Origin of the sequence: Pseudomonas sp. (assembly GCF_050739655.1) — a bacterium.
In the GTDB taxonomy this organism is placed as follows: Bacteria; Pseudomonadota; Gammaproteobacteria; order Pseudomonadales; family Pseudomonadaceae; genus Aquipseudomonas.
In genome coordinates this window covers 1-15090 of record NZ_JBOIBY010000462.1, presented here as the reverse complement: position 1 = coordinate 15090, position 15090 = coordinate 1, and the positions used below count along the sequence as shown (strand labels likewise).

Here is a 15090-nt window from a genome sequence, read left to right as displayed (position 1 = left end):
CGCGCAAAACGTAGCGCGCCAAATCAAACCAGCCTCGCACTCACGGGGCATTTTATTGCCTTCCTGTTCGGATGAGCGGGGCGCACTGGGCCGGATGGCCTGCAAGGAGAAACAATGAAACTCAAGCTCGACGAAAACGGCCATGTAGTTGTCCAGGAAGGCAAGCCGGTCTATGTGCACGACGATGGGAAGGAAGTGGCTTTCGATGCCTCAAGCACCGTGTCCACCATTACCCGCCTGAATGCCGAGGCCAAGAGTCACCGCGAGCGCGCCGAGGCTGCCGAGAAGTCCCTTAAAGGCTTCGACGGTATCGCTGACCCTGCCGCCGCCCGCAATGCGCTGGACGTTGTGTCCAAGCTGGATCAGAAAAAACTGGTGGATGCCGGTGAGATCGACACGGTTCGCAACGAGATCAGCAAGGCCTTCCAAACCCAGCTGGACGAAATGACCGGCAAAGCGCAGACCTTCGAGCAGCAGCTGTATGCCGAGAAGATCGGCGGCAGTTTCGCCCGCTCCAAGTACATCGGCGAAAAGCTGGCAGTCCCGGCTGACATGGTTCAGGCCACCTTCGGGCAAAACCTGAAGATCGAAGACGGCAAGGTTGTCGCCTACGACGCTCAGGGCCAGAAGATTTTTAGCCGCGCCCGTCCGGGTGAGCTGGCCGACTTCGACGAAGCCATCGAGACCCTTGTTTCGCAATACCCGCACCGCGACCACATCCTCAAGAGTTCCAACGCCAATGGCGGCGGCGCTCCGAACGGTGGTGGCGGCAATTCCGGCGCCAAGGGCAACTTTGGCGGCAGCAAAGCAGATCGCGTAGCAGCCATCAAGGCAATGACCGCAACCAGTTAAGGAGCAATACATGTCCCTGTCGAACATGAAGGTATTCAACGAGTACCTGAAGCGCACCACCATCGAAACCCTGGCTCAGGACGTTGAGAAGTTCAACGCTGCCTCGGCCGGCTCCATCCGTCTGACCACTCAAGGCATCGACGGCGACTTCCTGCAAGAGTCCTTCTGGGCTGGCCTGCACAGCGCCCAGCGCCGTGTTGACCGTTACGCCGCGAACGGCAATCAGGCAGCCACGCCGCTGTCCCAAAAGCAATACGACTCGGTGAAGGTAGCCGGCGGCTTTGGCCCGATCCTGTTTGAGCCGTCGCAACTGTCCTGGGTGCAGAAGAGCCCGGAAGAAGCGCTGGAAGTGATCAGCCGAAACCTGTCCGAAGCCATCATGGCGGACCAGCTGAACACCTCCATCGCCGCTCTGGTCGCCGCCATCGGCAACCAGGTATCCGCTACCAACGACGTGTCGGCTACTGCTGGCGTGGATTACATCGCCATCAACAACGCCCACGCGCTGTTCGGTGACGCCTCTCAGCGCCTGATTGCCCAGGTCATGACCGGCGCCATGTACCACAAGCTGGTCGGCAAGAACTTGGCGAACACTGAGAAGCTGTTCACCTTCAGCGGTGTGCAGGTGGTCGACATCCTCGGCAAAGCGGTGATCGTAACCGACGCCGCGGCTCTGTACGAGGCCGGCACCCCGAACAAGCAGAAGGTGTTGAGCCTGGCTGACGGTGCGGCAGTGGTGATGGATGGTTCCAGCCTGATCACTAACATCGAGACCTCGAACGGAAAGGAGCGTATCGAGACCACGATGCAGGCCGATTACGACTTCGGTCTGGGCATGAAGGGCTACACCTGGGACACCGCCAACGGTGGAAAGTCGCCAACCAGCGCCGAGCTGGCCACGGGCACCAACTGGGATCTGGTTGCGAACAGCATCAAGGCCTCGGCTGGCGTTATCACCATCGGTGACGCGACCAAGTGATGAATCGGGGGCGGCCTTCGGGCTTCCCCCTTCCTCCCGTTGAATGGAGTCCACCATGGACGAAAAAGTCGTTTACGAGAAACACCCGGTCACCGCTGAGCGAAAGACGGAGCTGCGCCAGAAGGGCTACAAGATCATCGATGCCCAGTTCGCGCCGGAAGACTACGAGCACCCCGAGCCGATCAAGGTTCGCAGCGAAAAGCCGTCCAAGGGCCTGAAGGTCGACGAGATCAAGGCGAAGCTGACCGAGAAAGGCATCCAGTTCGACGAAAAAGCCGAGCGGCCTGCGCTCGCCGAGCTGCTCGACAAGGCCGATCAGGAATAACCCATGACCGACTTCATCACTGTTGCAGACGTTGACGCATTGCTGGGGTCGGGCTGGGCGGGTGCCGGTGATCCGGTCATGTCTGTGATGCAGGCCAATGCCTGGCTGACCAGCAAAATCAAGCGTCCTGTTCCCGCCGAAGTGCCGGCTGAGATCAAGCAGGCCGGCGCCCAAGTTGCAAAGATTGCCTCGACGGGCGACCTGTTCAAGGCTACCGACCGCGAGACGGTCAGCGAGACGGTATCGGCAACCTCTGGCACGTCGGTCAGCGAGACCTACGTCCAAGGCTCGGTCGCGCTGTCGTCCGGCGAGAACTTCGCCATGGCGCTGATCTACCCCTGGACCACGGGCACCAACTCCATTCCGATGGTGAGGGGCTGACCATGGGCCTACAGGACAAGCTTCAGGCCAAGCTGGCCAAGGCGTTCGACGGGAAGCTGGCCGATGCCGTGTCAGCCTTCACTGGCTCGTATCAAGGTCCAGGCGTTTGGGACCCAGTCGAAGAGACGGATACGTCGGTTCCCGTGACCTACACCGGGCGCGGCGTGCTGGCCGAGTACGAAACCAAGCGCATCGACAATATCAACATCCTGTCGGGCGATCTGAAGTTGATCGCGCTGACCAACGAAGTTACGGATGCCCCGGCAATCGGGCACGCCATCGCCGCTCCTGATCTGGCCGACCGCGCGCAGACGGTCAGTTATCTGGTCAAGTCGGTGCAGGTTGATCCGGCGTCGGCTACGTATCAGATCCAGCTGAGGAAGGTTTAATGGCCAGAGGATGGAGTGTCCCGCCGACCTTGTTTATGGGGGTCGTAGAGCAAGACCTTTCGAAAAAGATCAGGACCATCGCGATTCAGATGCTTAACGAGGTAACGATGCGGATGCCGGTCGATACCGGGCGAGCGAGGGCTAACACCATCGTCAGCATCGGATCTCCCGTGTATCAGGTGCTTGATAGCTACGACAAGTCGGGCGGCAGCACCATCATGGCCGGAGCGAGTCGCCTGAGCGGCCTGGAGCCGTACACGGTCGTCTATCTGCAGAACAACCTTCCATACATTGAGCGCCTCGAGGACGGCTATTCCAAGCAGGCGCCTATCGGCATGTTTGGTGCGGCATTCAATAGCGTGGCGAGGGCCAATTCATGACCTTTGAGCAGATCCGTTCCATCATCATCACGCGCATGACGCAGTGGACCGGAATCCCGGCTGCAAGTGTCGATTACCCGAACCCGCCAAAGCCTTTCGATCCGGCAGGGAAGGCGATATGGGCGCGGCTGTCTGATGTGCCCGGCCTTTCCGGTGCGCCCGAGATAGGCCTAGCGCCATGCGTGCGCAGAACCGGCGTAATCATCATTCAGCTGTTCGTCAAGACCTACACCGGAACGCTCGCCATCACCAAGGCGGCCGACACACTGGTCCAGCACTTCCAGTTCTTCAGCCAAGATGGTTTCGATTGCTTCGCGGCGTCAGCCAATACCGTGGGTGACGATGGGCTGGGTTGGTATCAGGTCAACATACAAATTCCCTACCGGGCGCACTGAGCCCATTCACTCACCGCCAAAAGGCGGTTTTTTTACGCCTATCGATAGGAGCAGCACCCAATGAGTAGTGGCGCCAAGAACAGAACGGCCTACGTCGAAGAAGTGACGCAGGGCGTAACCCCGGCCACCGGCTGGAAAGAGCTGATCCGTACTTCCTACGGTCTCGGCCCGACCCAAAACACCGCGGAAAACAACGAGATCTCGCAGACGCGCATGAACCAAGGCACCAGCGCGACCACAATCGACGTGGCAGGCGAGATCGGCCAGAAGTGGCGCTACGGCGGCGCAATCGATGACTTCCTTGAGTCCTGCTTCGGAAGTCGCTGGTCGTCGGATACGCTGACCGTTGGTGATGAGCGCATCAGCTATTCGGTGGCGTCGTTCGCCAGCGATGTCTTGGTGTCCTCAATCGCCCGCGGCGCCCAAGTCGCAAGCATGGCGTTCACATTCGGCACCGATGACGACATCACCGTCGCCACCAACATGACGGCCATTGGCTGGGCTGGCAAGGTCGATGCGACCCCATATTTCTCCAGTGCAGCACCCGAGGCGAATGCCCGCCGCTTCAACTTCAAGGACTTCACGTCTCTGACCCTGGACGGTGTCGAGGCCACGCCGGAAAGCGGCACCTGCATCAGCGCCATGGACCTGACGTTTGATAACAACGTCCAGACCCAGCGCTGCATCAACAACGGCGCATTCATCGGTAACGTCATTCCGACCACCTTCAGCGCAACGGGCTCGATCACCGTGGCCTGGTCTGCCGCCTCGTACAACCTCTGGATCAAGCAGCAGACCGGCGATGCAATTGCCGTGAGCTTCACGATCGAGAACGGCGACGGCCGATACACCATCACCCTCCCGGAAATGGAAGTGAACGGCGACTGGCCGGACGGTGCGGCAACTGACGTGATCGAGGTACAGCTGAATGTGGCTGCCCGCCGCACACCGCCAACCATTACCCGCGCGCCGTTCGTGGCAGTGACCAGCCTGTCGATTGCCCCGGCGACTGTGAATATCGCAGCAGCGGCAACCGCCCAGTTGACCGCGACCGCTCTGCCGTCCGGCTCCAGCCAAGCCGTTACTTGGACTTCCAGCGATCCCGCGAAGGCGACCGTGTCTTCTACCGGCCTGGTCACTGGCGTGGCCGCTGGCAGCGCCGTGATCACCGCGACCAGCGTTTCGGACCCGAGCAAGACCGCAACCCGGAACGTCACCATTACCGCCTAACGGCCCCATGGAAAGCCGCCCATCACCGGGCGGCTACAAGGACTCAGCATGACCTTCATTCTGAAGAAGAAAGACCCGTTGGACTCCATTTCCACGCGCTGGATTGAGCCGGCACCCGGTCTCCGCTTGCAAGTTGGATCGTCGGCTAGAGCCGGCTACACCAGTGATTTCCGCCAAGTGCAGCGTCACCTGGAGTTCGCCTCTCGCCAGATGGGCGTTGGCACCGATGAATTCGACATCCTCAAGAAGTCACCGCTTGAGATTCCAGACCCTGACATGTTGTTTGTCGAGCTGCAGTGCAAGCACCTGATCCTTGATTGGGAAGGCGTGGCCGAAGCCGAAGACCCAAGCACGCCAGCCCCGTACACCCCAGAACGCGGCGTCGTACTGATCGAGCAGATGCCCGAGGTTTACTTTCTCGTCCTGAAGACCGCCAACGACATTGCTCTGCGCCAGAAGGAGCAGGTGGCCGACACAGTGGAAAAGCCCTTGCCGCCTACCGCTGGGCAGCCGAGTGGGCGGGTCCGGAAAACGACCGAAAAAGAAAAGTCCACGAAAGGCTGAGAGCTGATATCCCGGCGCCCCCGGAGATAGACGGGGTTACGGCTGACATTCTTCAGGCCTACTACGTCGTCAGTCGGGGTCGTCAGTATGTCGGCATGAACGGGGCTCCGGCGCCTCTCTCTATCGGAGCGCTGAACGATTACCTTGCCGCCTACGGCGAGCAGTACGATCGCGAAGAGTTTGACGCAGTGATATTCGCCCTCGATGACGATTTCAGGGAGCGATGGGCAGAAAAGAACAAGTCTGAGTAGAGAGGGTGAGGCGGGGCGGGCGTCAGGAGTGCTTTTTCAGTTCGGCCCTAGCAACCTTTAGTCTCGCGATGATGGCTATGGATCTCGGTCCTTTATGAGCCAAGGCTGCGCGCTTCTTTTTGACCATTGGCTGAGACTTGTAATCACTTATGATTGAAACCCAGCGTTCGCAAATCGCCACTTCTTGCGCGAAATCTTTGGCCTTTCTGCTCAGGATCGCGACCCTCTCAAAGAAAAATGGTTTGGCGCAGAGTCTTGATCCTTCTTCCTGCGCCCAATAGCTTGCCTCCTCGGCGTAGCAGCATTGAAGCATTGCTTCTATGTCATATTTTTGGTCTGCAAGCTCATGCGTAGGGATACCGTCAACCTGCGCCAGAGCGCCGCGACTTCTTAATAGTTCATCAGCGCTGAGTGAAAACAATTCCATACCTATCTCCTTGGCTTGTCGTGGGCTGGCATCTAATCATGAAGTGAAGGGGTAGTGGTAAGTCCCGTCTACGCCGGATTTTTTGGCGCCCCCACTGGATGATGTTAGATTGCCATATCTATCAGGGAGGTGCTATGCAGATTCTAATCGTCATTTTGCTCGCCATCATTGCGATAGCTGTAGCGCCATGGCTTGCCGGGGTTGTCGCAGTAGGCGTCATAGCCTATGGAGCGTTTTTTGTCGCGGCCATTGCTGCCGTTGTGCTGGCCGGCGTTATTTATGCCGGGTATTTCTTTTTCGTAGTTTGTCCGCGCCGAGAGAAAGCGACGGCAAAAATAAGAAGTGACCGAAATGCTCGAATGCAGTCGCAAGATGCGCAGATCGCCGCTCAAAAACGATCAGATCAGGAAATTATTGACGCCAGAGCACGCGCTGCTGCCAAGGTCAAAGCGAATGAAGATTTAATTCAGGCAGAAATTGACGAGCAAATACGCGAGGCCAAGATCCGGAAGGACCTTAAAGCCAGAAGCTGAAGCCTAATAATTTAAGACATCATGAGCCCGCCTCCGAGCGGGCTTTTTATTGCCTGGAGAAAAGTCATGGCTCAGCAATCAAGCCGCCTGGATATCATCATCGATTCGCGGCAGGCCCAGCGCAATGGCGAGCAGCTGCGCATCACCCTGAACAACTTGGTCGTTGTCGGCGATCAGGCCACCCGCTCCATGGATGGTGCAGGATCTGCGGCGCGGGCTGCTGGTGCGGCGTTTGCTGCGCTGGGCGCAGGTCGAGTGGCCAGCGAAATCATCCGGCTGACCGACGCCTTCAAGTCCATGCAGGGATCTTTGGCGCTCGTTAGTTCGTCGAATTCGGTAGCGACCGATACTTTCCAGAAGCTGCTGACGATGGCGAACAATACGGGCAGCTCCCTCGAGGCGACCGTATCGCTGTATACCCGCCTGGCCAACGCCACACGGGGTGCTGGCTATACCACCGAGCAATTGCTTGGCGTGACCGATGCTATCAACAAGGCGTTCGTCATTTCCGGAGCCACCATGCAGGAGGCATCGAACGCCGCTATTCAGCTGTCCCAGGGCCTAGCGTCCGGCACGCTGCGCGGCGAAGAACTGAACAGCGTTATGGAGCAGGGACCGCGGATCACTCGCGCGCTGGCCGAATACCTGGGCGTCACCAACGGACATATTCGCCAGATGGCCGCCGACGGCAAGATCACTGCCGAGGTCGTGACCAATGCCCTGCTGAAATCGCTGACCTCGCTCAACTCAGAGCTTGATCGCATGCCGCGCCGGTTCGAGCAGGCTTCGACGGCGCTGAAAAACAACTTCCTGGCCGCTGTCGGCCAGATCGACATCAACCCGCTGATCAGTTCTGTAGACGCGCTGGCCAACTCGCTAGCCAAGCCCGAAGTCATCAGCGGCATCCAGTCCATCGCTACCGGCCTCGGTAACGTAGTCGCAGTGGGCGGCGACGGACTGAAAACCGTAGTAGCCAACACCGACGCACTGATGGCTATTACTGGCGCGTTCGCCACTAGCATGGGCGTGAAGCTGGTCGGATCTTTGGCGCTGTCGGCCCAGGCCCGTGCCGTCGATGCCGCCGCATCATTGCGCCAGGTGGATGCCGCTCGCCTGGCTGCTGCCGCCGAAGTTCAGGCAGCGCAGACCGTTACACGCCGAGCCATAGCTGAGCAGCAAATGACCGGAGCCAAGCTGGCCCGAGCCAACGCCGAGCTGCTGGCGACGCGCGGAACCAACGCTGAGGCATTTGCTCTGGAGGCCCAGATCGCGGCATCCAGCGCGAATCGTGCTGCCACGCTGGCGTTGACCGAAGCCAAGGCGGCGCAGGCAGTCGTAGAAAACAACCTGAATGCAGCCCTAACTCGCGGAGCGGCAGCCCGTGGCGCTGCCCTGGCGGCGATTGGCGGGCCGCTCGGTGCTATCACGCTGGCCGCATCGCTGGCTGCCGGCGCCTACCTTTACTTCAGCAGCTCAGCCGACACCGGCACGCAGTCGCTGATTGATCAAAACCTGACGATTGACGAGACGGTCAAGAAGTTTGACAGCCTGACCGCAGCGCAGCAGCGCAATCAGGCGTCTAAGTGGGCTGATGCACAAAAGGCGGCACTCGATCAGGCGTCGGCCTCGGCCAGCGAGTACAGAAATATCGCTGAGAATGCGATCACTTCCGTAGGCGCTGCGCGGGTGTCCGACCTGGTGACTCTGTCGAGCATGATTGCGCAAGTAAAGTCAGGGCGGAAAACCCTGGACGATGTAACTGCTTGGCTGCAATCGACGCAAGGCCTGTCGGGTGACTTCAAGTCGTCGCTGGAAGGAATTGCAGCCGGCTATGACACCAACATTCAATCGGCTGATGGATATGCCGAGCGCCTACAGTCCGTCAACAAACACACACAGGACTTGTCGGCCAGCAACGGCAAGCTGGCAGCTTCGCAGGGCGAAACCAGCAAGGCCAATGGCTCCAACGCTCAGGCGTGGGATAAGTACATTGACCAACTGACCAAGGCTCGCGACCTGGTAGGCGCCAACGCAGCAGCTGAAGCGGCATACACCGCCGTCAAGATGGGTGCCAATGCCACGCAGCAAGCTCAGGCCAAGGCCATCGCAGCCCAGACCGATCTGCTCAATAAGTACCAGGACGCGGTCAAGGAGAACAACAAAGCCGAGCAGGAGCGCCTGAAGGGGCTTCTGGTGGCGAGCTACACCGCCATGCAGGCCGCCGAGGATCTTGCAGCAGCCAAGAAAAAGGCTGACATAGAAGCGGCGAAATCTGCCGAGGACAGCTCGAAGCGTCAAATCACAGCTATAGAGAAGGTCGCTGCAGCCTCCTACGCATCACTGCTTACCAAGCCGGCTGCGCAGCAGAACCCTGGGGGCTATGGGCTGCTGACCAATGGCGGCACAGCACCGGCAGCGCCAGTTGTTCCGCGCAAAACTCCGCAGCAGATGGCAGATGAGGCTGCAGCCCAGATCACTACCGGTACCACGTCAAACAAGCCAACTAAAACCCCAAAAGGGTCAAGCGAAAAAGGCGCACTGAGTTCTGCATTGAGCGCCTTCGATGCTCTGTACAAAAAGGCAGACCCGGCAGCCCAGGCTGCTCGAGATCTGACCGAGGCGCAGGAAGAGCTGCAGCTTGCGCTTTCGAAGGGGAAGATCACCCAGGAGCAATACGGTGTTGCGTTTGGGCAGGCATCCAAGGATTACGCTGCTGTCATCGCAAAAACTGACGAATTGAGCCAGGCCGAGCAGTATCGACTACAGATTCAGAAGCAGCTTCAGACCCAGCAGGAAGCTGCCAATCAGGCGGCCGCTGCTATTGGTCAGGGATCGGAAGAGGCACAAAGAGCCTCGGAGCGACTGAAGCTGGAGAGCGATCATAATGACCGAATCCTCGATCTGCGCACCAAGCTTGCCAGAGCATCAACCGACCAGCAACGCAAGGATCTGCAAGACCAGATCAATATCACTGAAGAGATGTTTCCTCAGCAGGTAAAGATCATGGAGGACGGCTGGGCCAAAGTGGATAAGGCCCAGGCAGACTGGTCTAACGGTGCAAGATCAGCGTTTCAGACCTATAAAGAGCAGGCGGCCGATGTGGCCGGGCAGACGCGAAACCTGTTCTCCAATGCCTTCACCAATATGGAGGACGGCATTATCAGGTTTGTGCAGACCGGCAAGCTGTCATTCAAGGACCTGGCCGACGGCATCATCGCTGACTTGGTCCGCATCCAGATTCGCCAAGCAGCGGTTGGAATTTTCGGCACGTTGATCGGTGGGTTTACTGGTGGCGCATCCGCTGCGAGCAATGGTCTCGCGGCTGGCTCTGCCGGAGCTACGTCATCGAGTCTTGGCGCTTCGGCGGCGGGTTACAGCTCGAAGTTCGGCTTCTCCGATGGTGGCTATACCGGCGACGGCGGAAAGTATGAGCCCAAGGGTGTTGTGCACGGCGGCGAGGTCGTGATCCGTAAGGAAGTGGTTCAACAGCCAGGCATGCGTGACTACTTAGAGCGCATTAATAAGCACGGTTATGCAGATGGCGGCTATGTAGGGTCGGCGGCGCCGACTTCAAGCGTCACGCAAAACTCTTCCGCCCAAAGCGCTGCCCCGGTCATTCATCAGTCCTTCAGCTTCCAAGGCACACCGGACGACGCAACCATAAACCTGGTGAAGGAGGCGGCCATGCAGGGGGCGAAGGGCGGCTACGAGCTGGTCGTGCGCGACCTGAAACAGAACGGAACAATCCGCCAGCTGATCGCGCGGCGCTAAGCCTTTAAGGAGTACTGCATGGCTATTACATGGCCGGCTTCGCTGTGCCCGTCAGAAATGACGTGGGGCATCGTCAACAACAGCAGGGCGTTCACTTCGACGCTCTCGAATGCCCAGCAAATCGTCGGCTTCCCGGGCGCCTACTGGCAGTGCACGCTGACCTTTGGGCTGCTAACCAGAGCCCAGGAGCGCGAGCTGTCGGCGTTCCTCGGGCGCCTCGATGGGATGTTCGGGACGTTCAACCTGCCAGCCTTCACGCGGCGCAGGACGGTGAGCGTCGGCACGCTGACGGTCGTTACCGGTACCGCCCAGGCGCGGAGCATGGTCATCGCGGGCGCAACGCCCAGCGCGGCCGCCTTCAGTGCTGGCGACTACATCACTGTCGCCGGCGAGATGTTCGAAGTGACCGATCCGGCATCGGCTAACGCGCAGGGCCGGGTGACTGTGCTGCTCAACAAGCGAATTCGCAAGGCGCTCACAGCGGGCGCTGCGGTTGAGTACCTGAACCCCTACTCGGAAATGCGCATGACTTCTGACACCTGGTCGATGTCCGTCCGCCAAGTCGTGGCAAACGGCAGCTACCAATTCAGGGAGGCCTTCTGATGCCCTCAGCATTCCCGTTCAGCCAGAGTGTGGTGAACATCATCGCGACCGGCAAGTTCATGCCTGTGTATGCCGTGCAGCTCGATTTCGTCGACGGCATGGTATTCGCGCACACCGGCACCGGAGACCTTGTGGTCGATGGCATCACCTACCAAGGCGTGGGCAATTTCGGCGAAGTGAGCCAGTCGCAGGAAAGCGACAACTCAGGGTCGCCGATGTCCGTCGAGCTGACGCTCAGCGGCCTCGATGCATACATCCTCTCCGAAACCAATGTGCGCGGCTGTCGTGGGCGTGGGGCCAAGGTCATGTTTGTGGTGTTCGACGAGGCTGGCAACTACGCAGCGGACATCCTGTTTTCCGGGCGCATGGATGCTTCCAAGTTCTCCTTTGCCGGCAACGGCGAAGACGGCAACAGCATCACTGTCCCGGTCACCGACCGCATGGCCGAGTGGAGCCGTACCGGTACCGAGCGCTTCACCGATGAGAACCACCGCGCACGCCATGAAGGCGACCGGTTCTTCTACGCCATCGCGCAAATGTCCGAGTGGCCCATCTACTGGGGCTCGAAGAAGGACGCACCGACATTCACCTATGGAAGCTAGCCATGCGCTATCGAGACTGGACAACCCGTCTGAACGACGTGATCAAGGCCGCCCAAGAGCGGCCTTTTTCATGGGGCGAATTTGACTGCTGCCTGTTCGCTGCCGACTGCACCGCGGCGGTGTGCGGCGTCGATCCTGCCGAGCAGTACCGCGGCAAGTACACGACCGAGAGGGGCGCCAAGCGTCAGCTGAAGAAGCAGCACGGCAGCCTAGAGGCGGCGTGGGACGCCTGTTTCACACGGATTCCACTGAGCTTCATCCAGCGCGGCGACGTCGTGATGTACGAAGCGCCCGGCGGCCGGAGCATGGCCGTTTACTGGGCGGGCGATTACTGGGCAACAACTGACAACGGCGCGGCCCGAGTCGAATGCGCGCCATCGGCCGCCTGGAGGGTTGAATGAGCAGCGGCGTAAAGAAAATAGCCCAGGTCGCGGTCGGCGCAACCATTGGTTTCGTTCAAGGCGGTCCATGGGGCGCAGCTGCTGGTGCGGCGCTGGCCTTCTACGCGGCCGAGCAACAGGAAAAGCTTACTGCCAAGTCACCTTTGCGCGACAACGAGCCATCGGCGCAGACCGTCCGGTCGTCAAAAGCGCCGGCTCGCTTCATCCTCGGTCGAGTTTCAACCGGCGGCGTTCTCGTTTGGGCGCAAGAGCAGTCGGGCGCGCAGGGCGAGGGCGAATGGCTGCACCTGGTCTATGTGCTGTGCGAAGGCGCCATTGATGCGCTGGAAGCCATCTATTTGGGCGAGGAAGAGATCAGCACCTTCGGCGCGCTGGCCAGCTACGAGCTCGTCGTAAACCCGACCCAAGTGTATGCGTTTCTAAAGGCTAACTGCCCGGACTGGAAAGACAGCCAGATCGGCCGCGGGCTTTCCTATGTTCGGGTTTCCCTGCGCTACAGCGCCGAGAAGTTTCCATCGGGCATTCCAGATACGCGATTTGTCGTGCGTGGCCGTAATGACGTTTACGACCCGCGCACCGGTACCGCCGTTTACAGCGCCAACACAGCACTGCACTTGCTCTGGTTCCTGCGGGCTCGTTGCGGCGTGCCTGACGACGAGATCGTGTTTGAGACCTTCGCCAGTGCGGCCAACGTCTGTGACGAGGCGCTGACCAATGCCGATGGATCTACCAGTCAGCGCTACCGGACAGGCTGCGTGATTGGCGCGGATGAGCAGCGCACCGGCGTTCTGCAGAAGCTTGAGGCTGCGTCTGGTGGGCATCTGATCCGCGTGGGTGGCCGCTGGATGTTCCAGGCTGGCGCCTATTACGGCCCGTACGACTTCGAAATCACCGAAGACATGGTGATCGGCACTGTCACCGGCAGCACTGAATCGACCAATGACTCAGCGATCAACACCGTTCGCGGGACGTTTATCGACCCCGCTCAGTCCTGGACAGAGACCGACTACCCGGAAGTCAGTGTCGCCGAGTGGATCGTCGAGGATGGCGGCGAGGCAGCGGAAACGCTCACTTATTCGTACGTCACCGACCCCTATCAGGCGCAGCGCCTAGCGAACATGGAGTTGCGCCGACGCCGAGCCGGTGGCGCGATCAGTATCCCGATGAACTTCTCCGGCTACAACTGCCGGCCGGGTCGCGTGGTTCGGGTCAACCTTCCGTCGCTGAACATCCTTGGCGAGTTCATCGTTTCCGACTGGTCAATGAGTGGCGGCGAAGGCTGCACTGTTCAGGTCAAGCAATACGAAGCGGCGATCTTCGATGATGCCGTGGGCGAACCTTACAACCCGCTGGGCTTCATCAATCTGCCAGCCGGCGGCCTTGGGTCGCCTACGGGCCTGACCTGGACGCAAAACACCGGGGCCGAAGTAGTGCAGGGCGTGCTGTCCTGGTCGCCTCCGGCCGGGATTGTGTCGTCCTACGTCGTCATTGTTCGCCAGGGTGCAACGGCTGTTCAGTCACACTCGGTGCCAGCAACGTCGACCGAGTGCGCCATCAACGGCCTTCCGTCTGGTAGCTACACGATGAGCGTGGCGGCGCTGGGACCAATGGCTCGTTCCGGCGAGGCGACTATCACTGTAGGCATCATGGGGCCGCCCATTCCTGAAAGCTGCGTGGTGCAGTCCTCGATCGACAACATCGTGCTGATCCCGCAGAACCCCGCGACCGGCCTCAATGGCGGCACCTACGAGTATTTCTTCAGCACGTCGCCGACAGCTACGGCCAATGATGCGGATTACTTGGGGCAGGGCTTGTCCTTCACCCATACCGGCCTTGGGTTCTGGACGAACTATTACTACTTCATCCGCTCGTCGAACGCCTACGGGAAAAGCTCGTTCCTTTATGTGCCGACTCAGACCTCGAACGACGTGTCAGCCTATCTCGCGGCGCTGGCTGGGAAGATTGGCCGAACTGAACTCGGGCAAGACATCGTCGACGAGATCGATAAGATCCCGGGGCTTCAGGCGCAGATCGATGCGATGGATGGCCTTAAGGCGTATGACCCAGAATCGACCTACGTTGAGTACGACCTGGTCGTAGTCGGCAAACGGATCTATCAAGCGACCGGCGACGTTCCACTCGATACGCCTCCGCCTAACCCGGCGTACTGGCTCGACGTTGGGCAGACGGTTGAAACCGCCAACGGCTTGGCACAGCAGGTGGCGACCAATACCGCCGACATAACCGTAATTGACGGCGTGGTCACCGCCCAGGCGACAGCCTTCCAAGCGCTGCAGGCATCGTCGAGAGACGACAATGGCGAAGGGGAGCTGGCGGATGCACTGAAAGGCTGGGAAAGCACCGCATCTATGGCCACGGAAACAAAGGTGCGCACCTCTGAAAACGAGGCTACAGCACGCCGCCTGACGACCTTCGACGCCAAGATCGACGAGAACGCGGCGAACATCACCGAGCTTGAGCAGGTGGTGGCCACAAACGAGTCGGCGACGGCAACGAAGATCACCCAACTGACGGCGACGGTCGACAACAATACAGCCGAGATTCAGGAGACAGCGACGGCTTACGCTGACACTTCCGGAAAGTTGTCGACGATGTGGTCGGTAAAGATGCAGATTGCCGCAGATGGCAAGTACATCGCGGCAGGCATAGGTCTCGGCATCGAGAACACGGGGGCCGGCTTGCAGAGCCAGTTCCTGGTCGCAGCCGACCGTTTTGCCATCGTCAACACCATTGCAGGTGGCGCCCTTTCGGTTCCGTTTGCAGTGCAAGGCGGCCAAGTGTTCATGAACTCGGCATTCATCATGGACGGCGCCATCACCAACGCCAAAATTGGCAACTACATCAGCTCGACCAACTATGTCGCCGGACAGCAAGGATGGATTCTGAACAAGGACGGCACGTTAGAAATTAACGGCATCGTTCCTGGGCAGGGGCGGTTGGTGATTAACTCATTGAACGTATCGGTCTACGACGCCAACAACGTGTT

At 59.6% G+C, this 15090-nt stretch carries 16 protein-coding genes; 15 read left to right on the top strand and 1 reads right to left on the bottom strand.

Going from position 1 to position 15090, the window contains the following annotated elements:
* The first annotated feature begins 114 nt into the window (after window positions 1-114).
* The 9 genes from ACRESJ_RS22240 to ACRESJ_RS22200 are packed head-to-tail and all read left to right on the top strand — an operon-like array spanning window position 115 to window position 5495.
* Entirely contained in the window at window positions 115-852 is a 738-nt protein-coding gene (locus tag ACRESJ_RS22240; RefSeq protein ID WP_431759841.1) for a DUF6651 domain-containing protein, read from the top strand.
* A 10-nt stretch (window positions 853-862) separates the two neighbouring features.
* Complete coding sequence (locus tag ACRESJ_RS22235) at window positions 863-1831, top strand: major capsid protein (protein WP_431759840.1); 969 nt, start codon at window positions 863-865, stop codon at window positions 1829-1831.
* Between the two features lie 55 nt (window positions 1832-1886).
* A complete protein-coding gene (locus tag ACRESJ_RS22230) occupies window positions 1887-2156 on the top strand; it encodes a hypothetical protein (RefSeq protein ID WP_431759839.1) in 270 nt (89 codons plus the stop codon).
* A gap of 3 nt (window positions 2157-2159) precedes the next feature.
* On the top strand, window positions 2160-2537 hold the full coding sequence (locus ACRESJ_RS22225; RefSeq protein WP_431759838.1) for a hypothetical protein: 378 nt from the start codon (window positions 2160-2162) through the stop codon (window positions 2535-2537).
* Between the two features lie 2 nt (window positions 2538-2539).
* A complete protein-coding gene (locus ACRESJ_RS22220; protein ID WP_431759837.1) occupies window positions 2540-2926 on the top strand; it encodes a glutamate 5-kinase in 387 nt (128 codons plus the stop codon).
* The gene (locus ACRESJ_RS22215; protein WP_431759836.1) at window positions 2926-3306 is read left to right on the top strand and encodes an HK97 gp10 family phage protein; all 381 of its coding nucleotides are present in this window, start codon (window positions 2926-2928) and stop codon (window positions 3304-3306) included. Before ACRESJ_RS22220 ends, ACRESJ_RS22215 begins: the two co-directional genes overlap by 1 nt.
* The gene (locus ACRESJ_RS22210; RefSeq protein WP_431759835.1) at window positions 3303-3701 is read left to right on the top strand and encodes a phage tail terminator-like protein; all 399 of its coding nucleotides are present in this window, start codon (window positions 3303-3305) and stop codon (window positions 3699-3701) included. Before ACRESJ_RS22215 ends, ACRESJ_RS22210 begins: the two co-directional genes overlap by 4 nt.
* A gap of 60 nt (window positions 3702-3761) precedes the next feature.
* A complete protein-coding gene (locus ACRESJ_RS22205) occupies window positions 3762-4931 on the top strand; it encodes a phage tail tube protein (RefSeq protein ID WP_431759834.1) in 1170 nt (389 codons plus the stop codon).
* A gap of 48 nt (window positions 4932-4979) precedes the next feature.
* The gene (locus tag ACRESJ_RS22200) at window positions 4980-5495 is read left to right on the top strand and encodes a hypothetical protein (RefSeq protein WP_431759833.1); all 516 of its coding nucleotides are present in this window, start codon (window positions 4980-4982) and stop codon (window positions 5493-5495) included.
* Window positions 5496-5768: 273 nt separating this feature from the next.
* On the opposite strand, the gene ACRESJ_RS22195 is transcribed toward ACRESJ_RS22200, so the two are convergent.
* Entirely contained in the window at window positions 5769-6173 is a 405-nt protein-coding gene (locus tag ACRESJ_RS22195; protein WP_431759832.1) for a hypothetical protein, read from the bottom strand.
* Window positions 6174-6307: 134 nt separating this feature from the next.
* On the opposite strand from ACRESJ_RS22195, the gene ACRESJ_RS22190 reads away from it, so the two are divergent.
* From ACRESJ_RS22190 to ACRESJ_RS22165, 6 genes are all read left to right on the top strand, one after another.
* Entirely contained in the window at window positions 6308-6706 is a 399-nt protein-coding gene (locus ACRESJ_RS22190; protein WP_431759831.1) for a hypothetical protein, read from the top strand.
* A 66-nt stretch (window positions 6707-6772) separates the two neighbouring features.
* On the top strand, window positions 6773-10477 hold the full coding sequence (locus tag ACRESJ_RS22185; RefSeq protein WP_431759830.1) for a phage tail tape measure protein: 3705 nt from the start codon (window positions 6773-6775) through the stop codon (window positions 10475-10477).
* 18 nt (window positions 10478-10495) lie between these two features.
* A complete protein-coding gene (locus tag ACRESJ_RS22180; RefSeq protein WP_431759829.1) occupies window positions 10496-11080 on the top strand; it encodes a hypothetical protein in 585 nt (194 codons plus the stop codon).
* Window positions 11080-11682 carry a hypothetical protein gene (locus ACRESJ_RS22175; RefSeq protein WP_431759828.1) on the top strand — a complete coding sequence of 201 codons (603 nt, stop codon included), beginning with the start codon at window positions 11080-11082 and terminating at the stop codon, window positions 11680-11682. Before ACRESJ_RS22180 ends, ACRESJ_RS22175 begins: the two co-directional genes overlap by 1 nt.
* A 2-nt stretch (window positions 11683-11684) precedes the next feature.
* Window positions 11685-12083 carry a DUF6950 family protein gene (locus tag ACRESJ_RS22170; protein ID WP_431759827.1) on the top strand — a complete coding sequence of 133 codons (399 nt, stop codon included), beginning with the start codon at window positions 11685-11687 and terminating at the stop codon, window positions 12081-12083.
* Window positions 12080-15090: phage tail tip fiber protein (locus ACRESJ_RS22165; protein ID WP_431759826.1), on the top strand; the 3011-nt coding region annotated here is incomplete at its 3' end. The genes ACRESJ_RS22170 and ACRESJ_RS22165, both read left to right, overlap by 4 nt.

What these genes read in the sequence shown, in the direction of transcription:
- ACRESJ_RS22240 (WP_431759841.1), top strand. Translation starts at nt 115, where the DNA reads ATGAAACTCAAGCTCGACGAAAACGGCCATGTAGTTGTCCAGGAAGGC.
- ACRESJ_RS22235 (WP_431759840.1), top strand. Translation starts at nt 863, where the DNA reads ATGTCCCTGTCGAACATGAAGGTATTCAACGAGTACCTGAAGCGCACC.
- ACRESJ_RS22230 (WP_431759839.1), top strand. Translation starts at nt 1,887, where the DNA reads ATGGACGAAAAAGTCGTTTACGAGAAACACCCGGTCACCGCTGAGCGA.
- ACRESJ_RS22225 (WP_431759838.1), top strand. Translation starts at nt 2,160, where the DNA reads ATGACCGACTTCATCACTGTTGCAGACGTTGACGCATTGCTGGGGTCG.
- ACRESJ_RS22220 (WP_431759837.1), top strand. Translation starts at nt 2,540, where the DNA reads ATGGGCCTACAGGACAAGCTTCAGGCCAAGCTGGCCAAGGCGTTCGAC.
- ACRESJ_RS22215 (WP_431759836.1), top strand. Translation starts at nt 2,926, where the DNA reads ATGGCCAGAGGATGGAGTGTCCCGCCGACCTTGTTTATGGGGGTCGTA.
- ACRESJ_RS22210 (WP_431759835.1), top strand. Translation starts at nt 3,303, where the DNA reads ATGACCTTTGAGCAGATCCGTTCCATCATCATCACGCGCATGACGCAG.
- ACRESJ_RS22205 (WP_431759834.1), top strand. Translation starts at nt 3,762, where the DNA reads ATGAGTAGTGGCGCCAAGAACAGAACGGCCTACGTCGAAGAAGTGACG.
- ACRESJ_RS22200 (WP_431759833.1), top strand. Translation starts at nt 4,980, where the DNA reads ATGACCTTCATTCTGAAGAAGAAAGACCCGTTGGACTCCATTTCCACG.
- ACRESJ_RS22195 (WP_431759832.1), bottom strand. Translation starts at nt 6,173, where the DNA reads ATGGAATTGTTTTCACTCAGCGCTGATGAACTATTAAGAAGTCGCGGC.
- ACRESJ_RS22190 (WP_431759831.1), top strand. Translation starts at nt 6,308, where the DNA reads ATGCAGATTCTAATCGTCATTTTGCTCGCCATCATTGCGATAGCTGTA.
- ACRESJ_RS22185 (WP_431759830.1), top strand. Translation starts at nt 6,773, where the DNA reads ATGGCTCAGCAATCAAGCCGCCTGGATATCATCATCGATTCGCGGCAG.
- ACRESJ_RS22180 (WP_431759829.1), top strand. Translation starts at nt 10,496, where the DNA reads ATGGCTATTACATGGCCGGCTTCGCTGTGCCCGTCAGAAATGACGTGG.
- ACRESJ_RS22175 (WP_431759828.1), top strand. Translation starts at nt 11,080, where the DNA reads ATGCCCTCAGCATTCCCGTTCAGCCAGAGTGTGGTGAACATCATCGCG.
- ACRESJ_RS22170 (WP_431759827.1), top strand. Translation starts at nt 11,685, where the DNA reads ATGCGCTATCGAGACTGGACAACCCGTCTGAACGACGTGATCAAGGCC.